Annotated in this window: 17 protein-coding genes; 9 read left to right on the forward strand and 8 right to left on the reverse strand. The window is 72.2% G+C overall.

Translation table 11 applies throughout. The features are described 5' to 3' along the window. Nucleotides 1-7: 7 nt before the first annotated feature. Nucleotides 8-3,289: an ATP-binding protein gene (locus ACWDZ7_RS12345; RefSeq protein WP_451796616.1), complete on the reverse strand. Its 3,282-nt coding sequence runs from the start codon at nt 3,287-3,289 to the stop codon at nt 8-10. Between the two features lie 211 nt (nt 3,290-3,500). Here ACWDZ7_RS12345 and ACWDZ7_RS12350 point away from each other — a divergent pair, with 211 nt between their 5' ends. Beyond that, the gene (locus tag ACWDZ7_RS12350) at nt 3,501-4,304 is read left to right on the forward strand and encodes a site-2 protease family protein (protein ID WP_451796617.1); all 804 of its coding nucleotides are present in this window, start codon (nt 3,501-3,503) and stop codon (nt 4,302-4,304) included. On the opposite strand, the gene ACWDZ7_RS12355 is transcribed toward ACWDZ7_RS12350, so the two are convergent. From ACWDZ7_RS12355 to ACWDZ7_RS12365, 3 genes are all read right to left on the reverse strand, one after another. Further along, nucleotides 4,294-4,494: a hypothetical protein gene (locus ACWDZ7_RS12355; protein ID WP_451796618.1), complete on the reverse strand. Its 201-nt coding sequence runs from the start codon at nt 4,492-4,494 to the stop codon at nt 4,294-4,296. The genes ACWDZ7_RS12350 and ACWDZ7_RS12355 overlap by 11 nt on opposite strands. Before the next feature lie 71 nt (nt 4,495-4,565). Further along, nucleotides 4,566-5,294: an NADPH-dependent F420 reductase gene (gene npdG, locus ACWDZ7_RS12360; RefSeq protein WP_451796619.1), complete on the reverse strand. Its 729-nt coding sequence runs from the start codon at nt 5,292-5,294 to the stop codon at nt 4,566-4,568. Further along, nucleotides 5,291-6,406, reverse strand: coding sequence for a sialidase family protein (locus ACWDZ7_RS12365; RefSeq protein WP_451796620.1), 1,116 nt, complete (start codon nt 6,404-6,406; stop codon nt 5,291-5,293). Before ACWDZ7_RS12365 ends, npdG begins: the two co-directional genes overlap by 4 nt. Nucleotides 6,407-6,485: 79 nt before the next feature. On the opposite strand from ACWDZ7_RS12365, the gene ACWDZ7_RS12370 reads away from it, so the two are divergent. Next, nucleotides 6,486-7,088 (forward strand): hypothetical protein, encoded by a 603-nt coding sequence (locus ACWDZ7_RS12370; RefSeq protein WP_451796621.1) that lies wholly within the window; start codon nt 6,486-6,488, stop codon nt 7,086-7,088. A 42-nt stretch (nt 7,089-7,130) separates the two neighbouring features. Here ACWDZ7_RS12370 and ACWDZ7_RS12375 read toward each other — a convergent pair whose 3' ends face one another. Next, nucleotides 7,131-7,358 (reverse strand): hypothetical protein, encoded by a 228-nt coding sequence (locus tag ACWDZ7_RS12375; protein ID WP_451796622.1) that lies wholly within the window; start codon nt 7,356-7,358, stop codon nt 7,131-7,133. Nucleotides 7,359-7,452: 94 nt separating this feature from the next. Between ACWDZ7_RS12375 and map the strand changes: the two genes are divergently transcribed. Together map and ACWDZ7_RS12385 are read left to right on the forward strand one after the other, a co-directional pair. Continuing rightward, on the forward strand, nt 7,453-8,310 hold the full coding sequence (gene map / locus ACWDZ7_RS12380) for a type I methionyl aminopeptidase (RefSeq protein WP_451796623.1): 858 nt from the start codon (nt 7,453-7,455) through the stop codon (nt 8,308-8,310). A 178-nt stretch (nt 8,311-8,488) separates the two neighbouring features. Next, nucleotides 8,489-9,157, forward strand: a complete 669-nt coding sequence (locus tag ACWDZ7_RS12385; RefSeq protein WP_451796624.1) for a biliverdin-producing heme oxygenase — start codon at nt 8,489-8,491, stop codon at nt 9,155-9,157. A 49-nt stretch (nt 9,158-9,206) separates the two neighbouring features. Here ACWDZ7_RS12385 and ACWDZ7_RS12390 read toward each other — a convergent pair whose 3' ends face one another. From ACWDZ7_RS12390 to ACWDZ7_RS12400, 3 genes are read right to left on the reverse strand one after another with little or no spacing between them, the layout of a single operon-like run. Then, nucleotides 9,207-9,893 (reverse strand): PhzF family phenazine biosynthesis protein, encoded by a 687-nt coding sequence (locus tag ACWDZ7_RS12390; RefSeq protein WP_451796625.1) that lies wholly within the window; start codon nt 9,891-9,893, stop codon nt 9,207-9,209. A 15-nt stretch (nt 9,894-9,908) separates the two neighbouring features. After that, nucleotides 9,909-11,411, reverse strand: a complete 1,503-nt coding sequence (locus tag ACWDZ7_RS12395; protein WP_451796626.1) for an HtaA domain-containing protein — start codon at nt 11,409-11,411, stop codon at nt 9,909-9,911. A 49-nt stretch (nt 11,412-11,460) separates the two neighbouring features. Then, entirely contained in the window at nt 11,461-12,939 is a 1,479-nt protein-coding gene (locus ACWDZ7_RS12400) for an HtaA domain-containing protein (RefSeq protein ID WP_451796627.1), read from the reverse strand. A 91-nt stretch (nt 12,940-13,030) separates the two neighbouring features. Between ACWDZ7_RS12400 and ACWDZ7_RS12405 the strand changes: the two genes are divergently transcribed. From ACWDZ7_RS12405 to efeB, 5 genes are all read left to right on the forward strand, one after another. Beyond that, on the forward strand, nt 13,031-14,080 hold the full coding sequence (locus ACWDZ7_RS12405) for a heme/hemin ABC transporter substrate-binding protein (protein ID WP_451796628.1): 1,050 nt from the start codon (nt 13,031-13,033) through the stop codon (nt 14,078-14,080). Nucleotides 14,081-14,085: 5 nt separating this feature from the next. After that, nucleotides 14,086-15,171, forward strand: coding sequence for a FecCD family ABC transporter permease (locus ACWDZ7_RS12410; protein WP_451796787.1), 1,086 nt, complete (start codon nt 14,086-14,088; stop codon nt 15,169-15,171). Next, nucleotides 15,168-16,094, forward strand: coding sequence for a heme ABC transporter ATP-binding protein (locus tag ACWDZ7_RS12415; protein WP_451796629.1), 927 nt, complete (start codon nt 15,168-15,170; stop codon nt 16,092-16,094). The genes ACWDZ7_RS12410 and ACWDZ7_RS12415 overlap by 4 nt, the downstream gene beginning before the upstream one ends. A 141-nt stretch (nt 16,095-16,235) precedes the next feature. Next, the gene (efeO, locus tag ACWDZ7_RS12420; RefSeq protein ID WP_451796788.1) at nt 16,236-17,402 is read left to right on the forward strand and encodes an iron uptake system protein EfeO; all 1,167 of its coding nucleotides are present in this window, start codon (nt 16,236-16,238) and stop codon (nt 17,400-17,402) included. A gap of 15 nt (nt 17,403-17,417) precedes the next feature. Further along, the gene (gene efeB / locus ACWDZ7_RS12425) at nt 17,418-18,668 is read left to right on the forward strand and encodes an iron uptake transporter deferrochelatase/peroxidase subunit (protein WP_451796630.1); all 1,251 of its coding nucleotides are present in this window, start codon (nt 17,418-17,420) and stop codon (nt 18,666-18,668) included. Nucleotides 18,669-18,671: the final 3 nt, after the last annotated feature.

The following is an 18,671-nucleotide window of genomic DNA, read 5'->3' on the forward strand; positions in this document are numbered from 1 at the left end:
GCCGGGTTCATACGGTGCACAGGGCGGCGGCCTCGTCGAGGGTGAGGCCGCCGCCCTCGGCGTACGCGGCCTCGTACGCTGCGTCGCCGAGTGCGGCGCGGGCGAGCCGGGCGGCGTCCTCGTGGATCTCCCGCTCCATCGCGTTCGGGAAGTGGCCCGCCGGATGCTCGCGTTCGGCGACGGCGAGGAGCCGGGCGGCGTCCTCCGCGCGGCTGCCGCCGTCGAATCCGGCCAGTGCGCGTGCCGCGATCCGCAGCTGGACGGCGACGCCCTGCGGCGCGACCATCAACGACAGGGGCGCGCGGGACTCCTCGATGGCGGCGCGCGCGGCGGTGACGCCGTCGGCGCATCGGCCGTCCAGCGTGTCGAGCCAGGCCTGGAGGCCGAGTACGAAGCTGTCGAAGACCGCGTAGCCCACCACGGTGAACTCCTCGCGCAGCCGCCGGACGTGCTCGCTCGCCTCGTCGAGGCGGCCGGTGCGGCCGAGCACTCCGATGAGGAAGAGCCGGGCGGCGGGCACGGCTTCGCCGGTGTGCGCGCGGCCGCTGCCCGCGAGGACGTCGCGGAGGATCGCCTCGCCCCGGTCGAAGCCGTCCGGCGATTCCGTCAGGACCGAGCCGAGGCGGGCCTTGAGCACGGCCGCCTGGCTCTGGGCGCCGAGCCGTTCGGCGTAGGTGACGGCGGCTTCGAAGTCCTCGGCGGCCAGGGCGAACTCGCCGCACCGCTCCCGTGACTCGCCGCGCGCGGAGAGCGCCTCGGCGATGCCCCACGCGTCACCGAGCCGCTCGAAGCCCCGCAGCGCCTCGTCCGCGTCGCGGCTCGCCTCCCCCGCCCAGTCGGCGTGGTTGGCGAGGACGTTGGCGCGCATCTGCAGGGCCGAGGCCAGCTCCCATGCGTAGCCGAGGTCACGGCAGGTGCGGACGGTCTCGTCGAGGGTGGCGCGCAGCAGGTCCGCGTCGCCGCCGAGCATCACGGCGAAGAACCAGAGGCTGCCCGGCATGCGGCAGGTCTGCGGCAGGCCGGGGCGGTAGGCGTTCCTGATGCCGCGCAGCCGCTCCTCGCCCTGCCCCGTCTGCCACGCCTCCATGTCCATGTCCATGCAGGCGAGATCGAGCAGGCGCACTCCGCGGCGCGCCTCTTCGAGGACGTCGGGCCGCATCGGCGGAGGTGCGGCGGTGCACGCCTCGTACAGCGGTGGCACGGGGGCGACGGGTGGGGTGAAGGGGTCGGGGCCGAGGGCCATGACGTCGCGGGACCAGGCGCGGGTCTCCAGGCGCAGGCCGCGGATCTCCCAGAACCAGCACAGCGACAGGACGAGGCAGAGCGCTTCCTGTTCGTCCTCGGCGGCCACGGCGTGCCGCAGGGCGGTGCGCAGATTCTCGTACTCGACTTCGAGGCGTGCGACGGCGGTGAGCTGTCCGTGCCCGCGCAGTTGGGGGTCGGTGGTCCTGGCGGTCTCGCGGTAGTGCACGAGGTGCGCGCGCTCGGCCTCGGGCCGGTCACCGGCCTCGTCGAGCCGTTCGGCCGCGTACTCGGCGACGGTTTCAAGCAGCCGGTAGCGCATGCCCGCGCCGGCCACGGGTGACGGGGCGGCGACGACGAGGGACTTGTCGACCAGGGAGCCGAGCGAGTCGGCTATGCCGTACGAAGAGCTGTCCCTGCCCGCGCAGACCGCTTCCGCCGCCGCGAGGTCGCAGCCGCCCGCGAAGACGGAGAGGCGCCGCAGGACGGCGCGTTCGGGTCCGTCGAGCAGGTCCCAGGACCAGTCGACGACGGCCCGCAGGGTCTGCTGGCGGGGCAGCACCGTGCGGGCGCCGTTGGTGAGCAGCCGGAAGCGGTCGTCGAGGCGGTCGGCTATCTGGCGCGGGGTGAGCATCCGCAGACGGGCGGCGGCCAGTTCGATGGCGAGCGGCAGGCCGTCGAGGCGCCGGCAGATCTCGGCCGCGGCGGCCGGGTCGTCGTCGACGGTGAACCCGGGCCTCGCGGCGGCTCCGCGTTCGGCGAGCAGGCGCACGGCGACCGGTTCGGGCAGCGGCTCGACGGGGCGGAGCAGTTCGCCCGGCACGTTGAGGGGTTCGCGGCTGGTGGCGAGGACCGTCAGGTCCGGGCAGCGGGCGAGGAGTTCGTCGGCGAGGCGGGCGGCGGCCTCCACGACGTGTTCGCAGTTGTCGAGGATGACCAGCATGCGGCGGGCGGCGCAGTGTTCGACGAGCCGGACGAGGGGGTCCTCGCCGTGCCGCTCCGACATGACGCGCATCTCCTCGGCGCCCGCGCCGCGCAGCACGGTCTCGCGGGCGCCGAGCGCGGTGAGCACGGCTTCGGGCACGTCGTCGGGGCCCTCGACCGGGGCGAGTTCGACCAGCCACACGCCGTCCGGGAAGCCCGTGCCGACGCTCTCGGCGGCCTCCTGCGAGAGCCGCGTCTTCCCGGCGCCGCCGGGCCCGAGCAGTGTGACGAGCCGGGCCCGCGCGAGGTCGCCCCGCAGCGCGTCGATGTCGGCCTCGCGCCCGACGAAGGAGGTGAGGCGGGCGCGGAGGTTGCCGCGGGCGCGGGGCACCGGCCCGTCCGGCGGCGCGCGCAGCAGCTCCTCGTGCAGGGCGCGCAGTTCCTCCCCCGGGTCGGTCCCGAGCCGGTCCGCGATGTCGCGTCGTACGCCTTCGTACGCGGCGAGTGCCTCCGCCGGGCGTCCGGCGTCCCGCAGCGCGCGCAGCCGCAGGGCCTGCAGCGGCTCGTCGAGGGGGTGGGTGTCGCAGAGCGCGGTCAGCTCGGGCAGGGACTGTTCCGCCTGCCCCAGGGCGAGGGCCGCGGTCAGTCCGGCGCGGCGGGCGTCGAGGTGGCGCGCCTGCCAGCGGGCGGCGTCCGCCGTGCGGTCCGGCAGGTCGGCGAGAGGCTCGCCGCCCCACAGGGCGAGCGCGTCGTCCAGCAGGGCGGCCGCCTTCGCCGGGTCGCCGTCGGCGAGGGCGCGGCTGCCCTCGCCCGTGAGCCGGTCGAAGCGGAACACGTCTATGTCGTCGGGGCCCGCCCGGAGCCGGTAGCCGCCGTCAACCGAGACGACGGCGTCCGCCCCAAGGGTTCTGCGGAGCCGGCCGACCAGCGCCTGCAGGGCGCCGGCCGCGTCGGCGGGCGGCTCGGCGGCCCATACGTCGTCGACCAGGACCGGCGCGGGCACCGCGCGGCCCGCCCGCAGGGCGAGCGCCGCAAGGAGGGCGCGGAGGCGTGCGCCGCCGACGGGAACGAGGCTCCCATCGGGACGGACAGCTCGGGCCGGACCCAGAACGCGATAACGCACCGCCCCATTGTCCCCGCCCCCGGCGCGAAGCCCCGCCCGGCCCCCGGCCCCCGGCCCCGGACGCCCGGGAGCAAAGCCAGGCGAAGCTCTCATACTCTCCGGAACTCGGCGGCACGTGCGAGACGTTCCCGGCATACACCCACTACGGTCGGGCACACCGCACACTCAGTACAACCCGCACGACCCGTGGCACAAGCATCCCAGGAGACCCATGACCACCGCCCCTCTCCGCGGCAGCGACCGGCGGATCAGTCCCGTGTTCCTCGGGATCGCCGCCGTCACGGCGGTCTCCGGCTGGGCCACCTGGAGCGGCTTCGCGGACTTTCCCGGCCTCGCCGTCTTCTTCTTCGTGACGGGCGCCTGGATCGTCTCGCTCTGCCTGCACGAGTACGCGCACGCCCGCACCGCCCTGCACAGCGGCGACATCACGATCGGCGCGAAGGGCTATCTGACCCTGAACCCGCTGAAGTACACGCACGCCCTGCTCAGCATCGTGCTGCCCGTACTGTTCGTGATCATGGGCGGCATCGGCCTGCCCGGCGGCGCGGTCTTCATCGAGCGGGGCCGGATCCGGGGCCGCTGGAAGCACAGCATGATCTCGGCGGCGGGCCCCCTGACGAACGTGCTGTTCGCGGTGGTCTGCACGGCGCCGTTCTGGCTGGACGCGCTGGACGGCGTGCCACCCGCGTTCCGCTACGCGCTCGCGTTCCTCGCCCTGCTCCAGGTGACCGCGGCGATCCTGAACTTCCTGCCGATCCCGGGCCTGGACGGCTACGGCGTGATCGAACCCTGGCTCTCCCACAAGATCCGCCGCCAAGTGGAGCCGTTCGCGCCGTTCGGGCTGCTCGCGGTCTTCGCCGTGCTGTGGATCCCGGAGGTCAACCACGCGTTCTTCGACGCGATCGACGCGGTCCTGCGCGCCCTCGGCGTCAGCGACTGGGACAGCTACTGGGGCCGGGACCTGTACCGCTTCTGGGGCGGCTCGCAGGAGGCCCCGCCGGCGCTCAGCTCGTAGGCACGGCTCCGTCGCGCCCCGCGTCCCGCTGCATCTTGGCGCGCCGCAGGTAGAACCACGCCATGTTCGACGAGAGACCCGCGAGCAGCACCCACACGATGCCGAGCCAGCTGCCCTGCGCGAAGGAGATCACGGCGGCGGCGACGGCGAGCGCGCAGACCACGAGGGCGTACAGAGCGAGGCGGGGCATGGGGGTCGGCTCCTGTCCGGGTGAAGCGTCTGTGACGTACCCGTCCAGTGTCCCCCATGCCCACGCCCGTCCTACACGTCGGTGACCCGGAGCCCCGCGTGCGCCTTGTAGCGGCGGTTGACGGAGATCAGGTTGGCCACGAGGGACTCCACCTGGTGGGCGTTGCGCAGCCGGCCCGCGAAGACGCCGCGCATGCCGGGGATGCGGGCGGCGAGCGCCTGCACCACGTCCGTGTCGGCGCGCTTCTCGCCGAGGACCATGACGTCGGTGTCGATCTCCTCGACGCCGGGGTCCTGGAGCAGCACGGCCGACAGATGGTGGAAGGCGGCGGTGACGCGGGATTCGGGCAGCAGGGCGGCGGCCTGCTCGGCGGCACTGCCCTCCTCGGGCTTGAGGGCGTACGCGCCCTTCTTGTCGAAGCCGAGCGGGTTGACGCAGTCGATGACGAGCTTGCCGCTCAGCTCCTCGCGCAGGGATTCGAGAGTCTTGCCGTGACCCTCCCACGGCACGGCGACGATCACGATGTCGCTGCGCCGCGCGCACTCCGCGTTCTCGGCGCCCTCGACGCCGAGACCCAGCTCGTCGGCGGCGGCCACGGCCCGCTCCGCCGCACGGGAGCCGATGATCACTTTCTGTCCGGCGCGGGCCAGGCGGTAGGCGAGGCCGCGGCCCTGGTCGCCGGTACCGCCGAGGACACCGACGACGAGCCCGGACACGTCGGGCAGCTCCCAGGGGTCCTTGGCCGGGGCCTTGGCGGGGGCGTCTGCGGAGGTGTTCCGCGCACTGTCTGTAGAGGTCATGGGGCGACCTTAGGCGGTGGCAGAAGTTCCCCCAACGGGATCCGCCGGAAGGTGATCGTCTCGTACGCGCTGAAGTCCCCCGTCTCGTAGAGGAGCCCGACGCTCCCCTCGTCGAGGCGTACGAGATCGGAGTAGGCGGCCGGGAGTCCGTCGACCGTGTGGGCGGGCTGCCAGGTGGTGCCGCCGTCGGTGCTGCGGCGCACGGTCATCAGGGCCCGGAAGCCCGGGTCTGCGGGGCCGGAGAAGAGGAGCACGTCGGGGTCACGCAATTGCAGGACGCTGCCCTCGACGACGGGGCCGGTGAGGGACGCCTGCGGGCGGAAGGGCCGGACGAGGCTCCGGCCGCCGTCGCGCGAGTGGGCGTCGGCGCGGTTGCCCGGTGCCGGGGAGTCGTTGCGGGTGTTGAAGTAGAGGCGTCCGTCGGGGAGTTCGGCGGCGGTGGTCTCGTTCACGTTGATGTAGCCGTTGACGTTGTCGTCGATGTAGCCGATGCGCCAGGTGGTGCCTGAGTCGTCGCTGAGCAGGCAGTGGCCGCCGTTGTACTTGCCCTCGGTGCCGTTGTCGGTGCCGGTCGGCGGCAGCGAGTGGTTGGCGGGGACGACGACGCGGCCGCCGGTCAGCTGGATGGCGTGCCCGGGTGTGGTCGCGTACCACCGCCAGCCCGGCTTCTTCACCGAGCCGGTGATCTCGCGCGGGGCGGACCAGGTGAGGCCGTCGTCGTCGCTGTGCCGCACCCACACGCGCCGTCCGGCGGCCGCGGAGACCTTGCCGCGGCGGATGGCGTCCTCGGTGGCCGCGGCGGCGTTCCTGACGTGGACGAGGAGGATCCGGCCGCTGTCCAGGACGACGGGGGCGGGGTTGCCTGCGAGGTCGGCGCCGTTCTTGCCGACGACCTGGAGCGGGCCCCAGGTACGGCCGCCGTCGGCGGAGCGCTTGAGGACGATGTCGATGTCGCCGAAGTCCTCCTGTGATCCGACGCGGCCCTCGCAGAAGGCGAGGACGGTGCCGGGAGCGGTGGAGCCAGGGGCGGCGGTGGTGACGACGGCCGGTATGCGGAAGCTCGCGTATCCCTCGCGGCCCGCGCGGAAGGGAACAGACGTCTCATAAGTCATCCTCCGCCCTTCCCCACCCAGGGGGAAATCCGGGTGAACTCCCGGTGTCGATTGGCACGTTCGGGCAGGATGCGGCGCCATGGACGCCGTACGGGTGGCGCTGCTGCGCGAAGTGCTCGCGGGGACCGAGTGGCTCGGGGCCACGCGCCGCTTCGCGGGGGCCCTGCGTTCGTCCGTGGTGCCGCACGGCGGCGGGCTCCTCCTTGTGGGCACGCGGGCGTACGAACCCTGGCATCTGACCGCGCACCTGGTGGACGAGGCGGCCTGGTCGGGCACGCCGGAGCTGACACCGACGCTCGTACGGCACCGGGTCCTCGCCTCGGACCCCGCGCACCTGTCGACCGGGCTCGGCCGGATCGAGGCCGTGCGGCGCGGCGAGACACTGCTGGTCGTGGCGCCGGGCACGCCGGACGCGGAGCTGCTCACGCGCGTGCATGACGCGCGGCGGGCCGGGGCGACGGTGCTGGCGCTCGGCTCCGGGGACCGGGACCTGAGCGCTCTGTCGCACGAGGCGCTCGCGGCGCCAGTGGGGTCCGAACTCGACCTGGACACGGTGCAGCACCTGGTCAGCGCGGCGGCCGGGGAGAACGCGCTGCCCGCGGCACGCGGGCGCCGCCGCTTCCGTGACCGGCTCTCCCGCCTCGCCGATCATCTGACGGCACCGCCGCCGATGAGGTGGTGAGCGAGTCGATCGCGGGGCAAACAGGCGGGTGGAGATCCACCCCTACTCCTCCTCGCTCCGCGGGGCCGAGTCATGCCAGCGAGGGTCGTTCTCCCACTCAAGATTCCGCTCCGCGGCCGTCCGCATCGCGTGCTCCGCGTCCGCACGCGAGCCATAGGGCCCCATCCGGTCCTTGCCGGGGCACTCGGGGCCCTCCTCCACCGTCCGGTGCTCCAGGCAGTAGTACCACTCGCCCGGCTTGCCGACCGTCCGCTTCTTGAACAGTGCCATGACCGCCGCTCCTCTCGTCCCCGGTTCCCGTACCCGATCCGGTCCCGCTCTCTGACGCCATGCTGCCCCACGACGGCTGGCTAGACTCGCTGGTATGTCTGGCCAGTCACTGCTCGTTCCAGGGGAGCTCTCCCCCATCCGTTCCGTACCCGGCAACATCAGGCGCCCGGAGTACGTGGGAAAACCCGCCCCCACCCCGTACACGGGGCCCGAGGTGCAGACCCCCGAGACCATCGAGCTGATGCGCACCGCGGGCCGCATCGCCGCCCGCGCCATGGAAGAGGCCGCGAAGCACATCGCACCCGGTGTCACCACCGATGAGCTGGACCGTGTCGCGCACGAGTACATGTGCGACCACGGCGCCTACCCCTCCACGCTGGGCTACCGCGGCTTCCCGAAGTCGCTGTGCAGCTCGGTCAACGAGGTCATCTGCCACGGGATCCCCGACTCCACCGTCCTGAACGACGGCGACATCATCAACCTCGACGTCACGGCGTACATCGGCGGCGTGCACGGCGACAACAACGCCACCTATCTCGTCGGCGACGTCGACGAGGAGTCGAAGCTGCTCGTCGAGCGGACCCGCGAGTCCCTCAACCGCGCCATCAAGGCCGTCAAGCCCGGCCGCCAGATCAACATCATCGGCCGCGTCATCGAGTCGTACGCCAAGCGCTTCGGCTACGGCGTGGTCCGTGACTTCACCGGTCACGGCATCAACTCGTCCTTCCACTCCGGCCTGATCGTCCCCCACTACGACAGCCCGCACGCGACGACCACCATCCAGCCCGGCATGACGTTCACGATCGAGCCGATGCTGACGCTCGGCACGCACGAGTACGACATGTGGGAGGACGGCTGGACCGTCGTCACCAAGGACAGGAAGCGGACCGCGCAGTTCGAGCACACGCTGGTGGTGACGGAGAGCGGGGCGGAGATCCTCACGCTGCCCTGAGCACAGCCCTGAGGTGCCCTGAGACACAGCGATGGTTGCTTGATCCGGGAGCGGGTAGCGTTTTTACCGACAGGACGTCGGGAACCAGTTGACTTAGGTAAGCCTAACTTGCCATGATCTCCCTACGGGTCGCACTGGTTCCCGCCATCCCGTCCCCCCGGCTCCCTGGAGGTCCCTCATGGACACGCCGCTCACGCCGTTCTCGACAGCCATCCGCACCGCGTCACACGAGCAGCACACCGAGGCCGAGACCTCGACCTTCATGAGCGACCTGCTCGGCGGCAGGCTCGGCGTCGACGCGTACGCGCGCTACACGGAACAGCTGTGGTTCGTGTACCGCGCCCTGGAGGACGGGGCCGAGGCCCTCGGCGGCGACCCCGTCGCGGGGCCGTTCATACGGCCCGAGCTGCTGCGCGTGAGCGAGCTGGAGCGCGACCTCGCGCATCTGCGTGGCGCGGACTGGCGCGAGGGACTCACGCCGCTGCCCGCCACGGCGGCGTACGCGGCACGGGTCGAGGAGTGCGCGCGCACCTGGCCCGGCGGCTATGTCGCCCACCACTACACCCGCTACCTCGGCGACCTCTCCGGCGGACAGATCATCCGCGGCAAGGCCGAGCAGACCTGGGGCTTCGCGCGCAAGGGCGACGGCGTGCGGTTCTACGTCTTCGAGGGGATCCCCAACCCGGCCGCGTTCAAGCGCGGCTACCGCGAACTGCTCGACGGGGTCGACCTGGTCGTCGCGGACGAGTTGGAGAGGAAGCGGATCGTGGACGAATGCAAGCGCGCTTTCGCTTTGAATACGGCGGTTTTCCGGGAGCTCGGGCAGGAGTTCCCGCTGAGCGCGTGAGTGGGCTGAGGTACGGGCACGGGGGCTCTGCTCCCGGACCCCCCGCTCCTCAAACGCCGGAGGGGCTTGATCCCTGTCCGAGGCGGACCCTTCCGGCCACCTCGATCCAGCCGTCCGGGCCCGGTGCCGTCAGGATCTGTGAGCCCCGGCCCTGCGTGATGTTGAGGGCACGGCCCAGTTCGTGGGTGAGCAGCAGCGCCGCCGCGCCCGTCGCCTCGTCCTCGTCGATGCCGTCGTCCCGGCCGGGGAAGGCCCTCGCGCGGACCCGCCCGGCGGCCTCGTCCTCCCACGCCCAGGCGTAAAGCCACTCCCCCGGCGGCGGCACGTCGAGCGCGCCCACCTCCGCCGCCGTCCCGTACCTCCGCAGCGTCCTCGGCGGCGCCCACTCGGGGCGCGCCGTGATCCAGCTGAACTCGCCGTCCTGGCGGGCCTCGACCACCCCCGCCCGTGTGACGAGTTCGGGTACATCGAGCAGCCACGCCGTGCCGACGCAGGGGTGGCCCGCGAAGGGCAGGCGCAGCGTCGGGGTGTAGATGTCGATGACGCCCCGCTCGGGGTCGTCGACGAACACCGTCTCGCTGAAGCCGAGTTTGCCCGCGAGCGCCTGGCGGTCCTCCGTGGCACGCATGCGGGCCCCGTCGCGCACGACACCGAGTTCGTTGCCGTGCCGACCGTCGGGCCCGCAGAAAACACGCAGTACGTCGAGTACGTCCAGAGCGTCGAGTGGTTCAGTCACTCCCGCATTGAAGCATCAGACCGCTTCGGCGCCCCGCTTGCGCCGCGCGACGTACACCGCGCCCGCGCCCGCCGCGATGGCCGCGCCCGCCGCGCCGAACAGCGCGGCCGAGGGGACGTCGGAGCCGGTGGCCGCCAGTGAACCGGCATCGCCGGCCGAACCGCCGACCGAGCCTCCGCCCACGGAGCCGGAACCGGTGGTGCCGGTGCCGCCGCCCGCGTCGTCGCCGTTCCGGCCGCCGTCGGTCGAGAGTCCGGCGCCCTCGGAGAAGGAGAGGGCGACCGTCACCGGGTCGAGCTTCTGGCCCGGCTTGTAGATGGAGCCGACGGCGCCGTTGGCGAACTGCTTCGCGCCGGCCGCCGTGAAGACCGCGGGGACCTTGTCGAGCCGTACGACATCGCCCTTCGCCCCGTACGAGGCCTTGGAGAGGTCGAGCGTCGCGAACTTCACGTCGTTGTTGGTGCCCTTGGGCGTGGTGACGTCGACGATCAGGGTGCCCTTGGAGCCGTTCGCCCGCACCTTGAAGTCGCTGAACCTCATGTCGATGCCGTGCGCCTTGTACGCGAAGCGGACGCTGCCGCCGAAGGACGCGTCGATCTTCTTGGCGTCGGAGTCCACGTCCGCCTTGGCGTGGGGGAACGTATAGCCGCCGGTGACCTTCTTGGCGCCGCCCGCGACGGTCACCTTGCCGCCACTGGAGATATAGGTGCGGAAGGTCTTCTTCAGGCCCCAGGAGAGGGTGCCGTCGACGACGTCGCCCGAGGGCCGCTCCGTGCCGGGCTCACGGGTGGGCGTGCCGGTCGGCTTCGGGGTCGCGTCGGGCTTCTGGGTCGGCTTCTGGGTCGGCTTGTCCGTGGGCTTGTCGGTCGGCTTGTCCGTCGGCTCCCCGGGGAGCGGCGCGCCCGCCTTCACCGTGAGCGTGGCCGGGTCGAGCTTGTCGCCTTCCTTGTACATGCCGTTGAACGCCTTGGCGCCGTCCGCCGTGAGTGTCGCCGGGATGTCCTTGAACACCATCGCGCCGCCCTCCCCCTGGCCGGGCCTGATCCCGGTCAGGTCGAGGGCGGCGAGGTCGATGTCGTTCTGGACGGCGCCGTTGAGCGTGACGTCGGCCTTGATGGCGCCGGCGTTGCCCTCGGTGCGGACCTTCACGTCGGTGACGCCGATGTCGAAGCGGTGGGCCGTGGAGGTGAAGCGGACGCTGCCCTTGAAGGCGGTGTCGGTGGCGTGTGTGCCGGTGTCGTATGTCCCCTTGCCGTCGGAGAACGTGAACGCCCCGTTGTCCGCGGCCTGCTGGGCGCCGTCCTTGGCCTCGATCCTGCCGTGGGCCATGCCCACGACGTACTTGCGGAAGGACTCCTTCAAGCCCCACTGCAGCGTGCCGTCCTTGAGCTCCAGCTTCGGCGGGGCGGCCTTGCCGGTGTCGGCGGCGATCGCCGGCAGCGTGAGGGCGCTCGCGCCGAGTGCGACGGCGGTCGCGACGGCTGCCGCGAGAGTGAGGGGACGACGGGTGGCGGCCATGATCAGGCTTCTCCTTGGGGATGAGGGATTGGGGGTGGGGGACGAGCGGTCAGGGGCTTGTGGAGGTGGACGTGGAGCTGGCGGTGTCCTTCGCCGCGCGCTTCTTGCGTACGACTCCGAAGGCGACCGCCGCGGCGAGCAGCACCGCGACACCCGCGCCGACACCGACCGGCACGGCGTTCGACGTGGAGCCGGAGGAGTCCGAGGAGTCGGAGGACTTGGAAGAGCTGGAGGAGTCCGCGGCTTTCTCGGTCCCGCGCTGTGCGGACCCCGCCTGCTTCGGGTCCGGCTCCGCGGACGAGCCGAGGTCGGGCAGCGCGGGCAGCTTCGCGTCGGTGTCGAGGGCGACGGCGAGCGACAGCGGGTCCATGGCGGAGCCCGCCTTGTACATGCCGCCGAACGCCTTGGCCCCGTCGGCGGTGAGCTTCGACGGCACCTCGGTGAGGGAGACGAGTCCGTCCTCCGGCCTCAAGTCACGTGCGGGGAAGGTGATCAGCGGGGCGTTCTTCAGGGTGGTGCCGCGGTCCCCCTTGCTGTCGACGTCCGCCGTGAGCGTGCCCTTGCCGTCCCGCACCTCGACGGCGATCCCGGAGAGCGTCAGGTCGAGGCCGTGCTCGCCGGTGAAGCGGACGGATCCCGCGAAGTCCGCGGCGAGGGTCCGCCTCTTCTCGTCGTACGTCCCCTTGCCCCGGGGGAAACGGAAGAGCGCGCCCCCGTCCTGGGCGCCGGCGGACAGTTTCCACTCGCCCTTGGCGATGGATCCGGTGACGTACTCGCGGAAGGTGCGCCGCACGCCCCAGTCGACGGCGGCGTCCGCGATGCGGCCCGCCTTCGCCTCTTTCCCGCCGCCGCCGGACTCCTCGCGCTCACCCGGCCGAGCGGCCTCGTCCTTCTCAGCAGCCTTGCCGACGAGGTCCGTCGACAGGCTCACCGGGTCCAGCGCGGTGCCCGCCGTGTAGTACCCGGCGAAGGCCCCGGCGCCCTGTGAAGTGAGCGTCGCGGGCAGGTTGTTGAGGGCGATGGGCCCGGCGCCGCCCTTCATGTTGATGCCACTGACATTGAGCGAGGCGAGCGGCACCTGCGCCTTCGTGGTGACCTTGCCGCTGCCCTTCTCCTTGCTGACCATGTCGGCGTAGAGCGTGCCGGAGCCGCCGGAGACCTTCACCGTGGGGCGGCTGATCGTCAGGTCCAGCTCGTACGAGCCGCCCTTCTTGTGCCCGGTGAACCGCACGCCTCCGGAGAAGCCCGCCCTGAACGTCCCGCTCTCGGGGTCGTACGAGCCCTTCGCCGAGTGGAAGCGGAACTGGCTGCCGCCGACCGTGGCGGCCCCGCCCCGCAGGGTCGAGGCGCCGTGGGCGATGGGCCCGGTGACGTAGCTCTGGAAGGAGGACTTGATGCCCCAGTCGAGCCGTCCGCCCTGGACCGTGCGGTCATCGGCGTGCGCGGTGGCCGCCGGGAGCAGTGCTCCGACGAGTGCGGTGAGCATGGCCGCTGCTCCGACGTGGGCGGTGGCGCGTGACGACGGCATGGGGGACCCCCTCCAGGGCTAGCCAGTTAGGTAAGGCTAACCTAAACTATGATCACCCAACAGCACGACAGGACGGTGGATTTCGGTGCGTATGCCGCGCTCACTCCGTATCGCCGGCGCGTGGGCCGCCGTTCTCGCCCTCGGCCTCACGGGGTGCGGAACATCGGACGGCGACACGAACGCACGGCCGCAGAAGGCCAACACGCGGGCCGCCCCGCCCGACCGGGTCGAGCCACTGAAGAGTCGGCCGAAGAACGCACGGAACGGCGGCGCGGCCCCCGCACTGCCCGCCACCGTCACCTCGGCCGACGGCCACAAGGTGACCGTGCAGGACACCAGCCGCGTCGTGCCGCTCACCGGCAGCCTCAACGAGATCGTCTTCACCCTCGGGCTCGGCGAGAACGTCGTCGCGCGCGACATCACCGCCACCTTCGAACAGGCGAAGAGGCTGCCGGTGGTGACACGCGCCCACGACGTCTCGGCGGAGAGCGTGCTCTCGCTCCGGCCGACGGTCGTCCTCGCCGACACCACCACCGGGCCCGCCGAGGCCATCGACCAGATCCGTGACGCGGGCGTCCCCCTCGTCGTGTTCGACCCGGCGAAGGGTCTCGGCGACGTGAGCCCGCGGATCGAGGCGGTCGCCGAGGCCCTGGGTGTCGGGAAGGCGGGCGCCGAGCTGACGGAGCGTACGGAGCGGCGGATCGCCGCCGTCCGCGCCGACATCCCCGCCGGGGCCCGGAAGAAGAAGCCGCGGGTCGCCTTCCTCTATCTGCGCGGCTCGGCCTCCGTCTATCTGCTCGGCGGCCGTGAGTCGGGGGCAAGTTCGCTCCTGGAGGCGGCGGGCGCGGTCGACGCGGGCAAGGAGTCGGGGCTGAAGAAGGACTTCACGGCGATCACCAGCGAGGCGCTCGCCAAGGCCGCGCCCGACGCGATCCTCGTGATGACGAAGGGCCTGGAGTCGGTGGACGGTGTCGACGGGCTCCTGAAGGTCCCGGGCGTCGCCGAGACCCCGGCCGGCCTTGACCGCCGCGTCGTCTCGATCGACGACGGCGTGCTCCTCAACTACGGGCCGCGCACCGACCAGGTCCTGAAGTCCCTGGTGGAGCAGTTGTACGGGGAGACGCACGGGGACGCCAAGTGAGCCTGATGACCAAGTCCGCCGACCGGATCGCCCCTGAGACCCCGGCCGGAGCGGCCCCGCGCCGCCCCGGCACCACCCTCCCCCTGACCGCCGGGCTCCTCGCCGCACTCGCCCTCCTCTGCCTCCTCTCCGCCGGCATCGGCGCGTACGACATTCCCCTCGGGGATGTCATCTCCTCCGTCCAGCACCGCATGGGGCTCGGCGGGTCCGCGCTGGACCGGGTCGGTGAGAGCGTGCTGTGGAACGTGCGGCTGCCGCGCGTGGTGCTCGCGCTGCTCGTCGGCGCCTCGCTGGGGTGCGCGGGCGCGCTGATGCAGGGCGTGTTCGGCAATCCGCTCGCCGAGCCCGGCGTCATCGGGATCTCCTCGGGCGCGGCGGTCGGCGCGGTCGCCTCCATCGCGCTCGGTCTGAGCTTCTTCGGGAACTGGACCATCACCGTCTGCGCGTTCGTCGCCGGGCTCGTGACCGTGCTCCTCGTGTACGTGATGTCGCGCGAGGGGGGCCGTACGGAAGTCGTCACGCTGATCCTCACCGGCATCGCGGTGAACGCCTTCGCGGGGGCGCTCATCGGCCTGTGCGTCTTCTTCGCGGACAACGCGCAGATCAGCCAGATCACCTTCTGGCAGCTGGGTTCGCTCGCGGGGGCGACCTGGCCGAAGGTGCTCGCGGTGCTGCCGTGCGCGCTGCTGGGCCTGGCCGTCGCGCCCTTCCACTCACGGAAGTTGGACCTCCTCGCCCTCGGTGAGCGGCCCGCCCGGCATCTGGGCGTGGACGTGGAGCGGCTGCGGCTGATGCTCGTTCTCGTGGTGGCGCTGCTGACGGCGGCCGCCGTGGCCGTCGCCGGGATCATCACTTTCGTAGGCCTTCTCGTGCCGCATCTGCTGCGGATGGCCGCGGGCCCCGGGCACCGCTTCCTGGTGCCCGGCAGCGCGCTCGGCGGGGCGCTGGTGCTGGTCGCGGCCGACCTGGCCGCGCGTACGGTGGCCGCGCCCGCCGAGCTGCCGCTGGGTGTGCTCACCGCTCTCTTCGGCAGCCCGTTCTTCTTCTGGCTGCTGCGCAGGACCCGTCGTAGGCAAGGTGGTTGGGCGTGAGCGTGATCGGGCAGGTCGGCAGGAGGCTCTTCGCGGGGCGCGAGCGGGTGGTGCCGGGGCCGAGCGCCGCCGGTGACGTGCTCGCCGAGGCCGAGGAGCTGCGGGTGCGGCTCGGCGGGCGGGAGGTTCTCGCGGGCGTGTCGGTGGCGGCCCGCGCGGGCGAGGTGCTGGCCCTGGTCGGGCCGAACGGAGCGGGGAAGTCGACGCTGCTTGCGGCGCTCGCCGCGGATCTGCCGGCCGACGCGGGCGTCGTACGCGTCTGCGGCCGCCCGGCAGCCGACTGGCCGGCGCCCGACCTGGCCCTGCGCCGGGCGGTGTTGCCGCAGTCCGCGGCGCTGTCCTTTCCCTTCCCGGTCGAGGACGTCGTACGGATGGGCCGCGCGCCCTGGGCGGGGACGCGCCTGGCGGACGACGACGACCGGGTGGTGCGCGAGTCGATGGCGGCCACCGAGGTGAGCGGGTTCGCCGTACGTCCCTTCTCGGCGCTCAGCGGTGGCGAGCGGGCCCGGGTCGCGCTGGCCCGCGTCCTCGCCCAGCGTGCCCCGCTGCTGCTGCTCGACGAGCCGACGGCCGCGCTCGACCTGCGCCACCAGGAGCTGGTCCTGCGGATCTGCCGGGAGCGGGCCGCCGCCGGTGACGCGGTCGTGGTGGTCCTGCACGACCTGGGCCTCGCGGCGGCGTACGCGGACCGGGTCGCGGTGCTGCGGGGCGGGGTCCTCGCGGCGGAGGGCGCCCCCGGTGACGTGTTCGAGGAGGGGCTGCTTTCGGAGGTGTACCGGCAGCCGGTGGAGGTCTTCCCGCATCCGCGTACCGGGGCGCCTGTGGTCGCTCCGCTCAGGGGCGCGCCTGTGCCGCACACCCTGCTTGACCGGCGCTTTACCTGGTCATGGGCGGTCCATCAGCCGCCCGTGATCGGTCCGTGAGCGGTGGCGCCGCTTGAGAGCTGAATCACGGAACGGGCGGGTATCGCCGAGGTAAGGGTCGGTTAAGTTAGGTCCGCCTCACCGGGCTGTGTGGGGTTCGATGCTCGTCAGTGACCCGTCTTGGAGCCCTCTATGCGACCCGTGCGACCTGCCCGCCTGTCCGTCGTCACCGCTGTCGCCACCGCGGCGGCCCTGACCGCCGTCACGGGCTGCACGGAGAAGAGCGACGCCAAGGGCGGCGGCGCGAACAGCGTGAGCGTGACCGCCACCGACGACACGTGCGAAATCTCCAAGAAGGAGCTGACCGCCGGGCACGTCGAGCTGGCCATCGAGAACAAGGGTTCCAAGGTCACCGAGGTCTACATCCTCTTCCCCGACGACCGCATCGTCAGCGAGCGCGAGAACATCGGCCCGGGCACGAAGCAGAAGCTCACCGCCGAGGTGAAGGCCGGTTCGTACGAGATCGCCTGCAAGCCCGGCATGAAGGGCGACGGCATCCGCCAGAAGATCACGGTCACCGGCGGCGGCAAGTCCGCGAAGCGCGACCCGCGCCTGGACAAGGCCGTCGCCGCCTACCGCGCCTACGTCCAGGCCCAGGCCGACGAGACGCTGCCGAAGACGGAGACCTTCACCGACGCCGTGCGCGCGGGTGACCTGGAGGCCGCGAAGAAGGCGTACGCCGACTCCCGCATCGGCTGGGAGCGCACCGAGCCGGTCGCCGAGTCCTTCGGTGACATCGATCCGAAGGTCGACGTCCGCGAGGACGGCCTGGAGAGCGGTCAGGACACGGAGAAGGACTGGACGGGCTGGCACCGTCTGGAGCGGGCCCTGTGGAAGGACAAGAAGATCGGCAAGCGGGAGAAGGAGCTGGCCACCCTTCTCGACAAGGACCTCAAGGACTGGCAGAACCGGGTCGGCAAGGCCGTGATCACCCCGACGTCCATGGCCAACGGCGCCAAGGAGCTGCTCGACGAGGTCGCCACCGGCAAGGTCACCGGTGAGGAGGAGCGCTACTCCCACACCGACCTGGTCGACTTCAAGGCCAACGTCGAGGGCGCCGAGAAGTCGTACGAGCTGCTGAAGCCCGTCGCCGCCGAGAACGACCCGAAGCTGGCGAAGGAGCTAGACAAGCAGTTCGCGGCCTTGGACGAGCTTCTGGAGAAGTACCGCGAAGGTGGCGAGGACTCCTACGACTTCACCTCCTACGACAAGGTCGGCAAGGCGGACCGCAAGCAGCTGTCCGACGGTGTGAACGCGCTCGCGGAGCCGCTGTCGAAGCTCGCCGCGGCCGTCGTGACGGCCAAGTAGCGGCAAGGGGCAACGATGGCTGACGACGACAACGCCCGTCCGCCGTCCCGGCGTTCGCTGCTCGGCTGGGGCGGCGCCGGGATCGCGCTCGGCGCGGCGGCGGCGGGCGGCGCGGTGGCGATGGCCCGCTCCGGCGACGAGGCGGCGCCCGCCGGGGACGCTGGGGCCGCCGTGCCCTTCCACGGCGCGCACCAGGCCGGCATCGCGACCGCCGTGCAGGACCGGCTGCACTTCGCGGCGTTCGACGTGAAGACGGACGACCGCGAGGAGTTCGTCCAGCTCCTCAAGGACTGGACGAATGCCGCCGCGCGCATGACGGCGGGGCACACGGTCGGCGAGGGCGCGTACGGCGGGCTCGCCGAGGCGCCGCCGGACGACACCGGTGAGGCGCTCGGCCTCAAGCCGTCGCGGCTGACGCTGACGATCGGTTTCGGGCCCTCGCTCTTCGAGAGGTTCGACCTGTCCGGCAGGCGCCCCGAGGCCCTGGTGGAGCTGCCGAGGTTCCCCGGCGACAACCTCGACAAGGCCCGCAGCGGCGGCGACCTGTGCGTGCAGGCCTGCGCGGACGACCCGCAGGTCGCGGTGCACGCCATCCGCAATCTCGCCCGCATCGGCTTCGGCAAGGTCGCCGTGCGCTGGTCGCAGCTCGGCTTCGGCAAGACCTCGTCGACGACGCCGGACGCGCAGACCCCTCGTAACCTCTTCGGTTTCAAGGACGGCACGCGCAACGTCTCCGGGCAGGACGGCGCGGCGCTCGCCGAGCACGTGTGGGTCGGCGGGAAGGACGGGCCCGCCTGGATGGCGGGCGGCTCCTACCTCGTGGCGCGCCGCATCCGGATGAACGTCGAGACGTGGGACCGCACTTCGCTCGGCGAGCAGGAGGACGTGTTCGGGCGCGACAAGGGCGAGGGCGCCCCGGTCGGCAGGGCCAAGGAGCACGACGAGCCGTTCCTGAAGGCGATGAAGCCCGACGCGCACGTGCGGCTCGCGCACCCCGACGCGAACGGCGGGGCGACGATCCTGCGCCGCGGCTACTCCTTCACGGACGGCACCGACGGTCTCGGCCGCCTGGACGCCGGTCTTTTCTTCCTCGCCTACCAGCGGGACGTGCGCACCGGTTTCATCCCGGTCCAGCGAAATCTGGCGCGCTCCGACGCGCTCAACGAATACATCCAGCACGTGGGTTCCGCGGTCTTCGCGGTCCCGCCGGGCGTCCGCGACAAGGACGACTGGTGGGGCAGGGGCCTGTTCACCGGGGAGGCGTAGCCG

Source organism: Streptomyces sp. NPDC003032 (assembly GCF_053591415.1).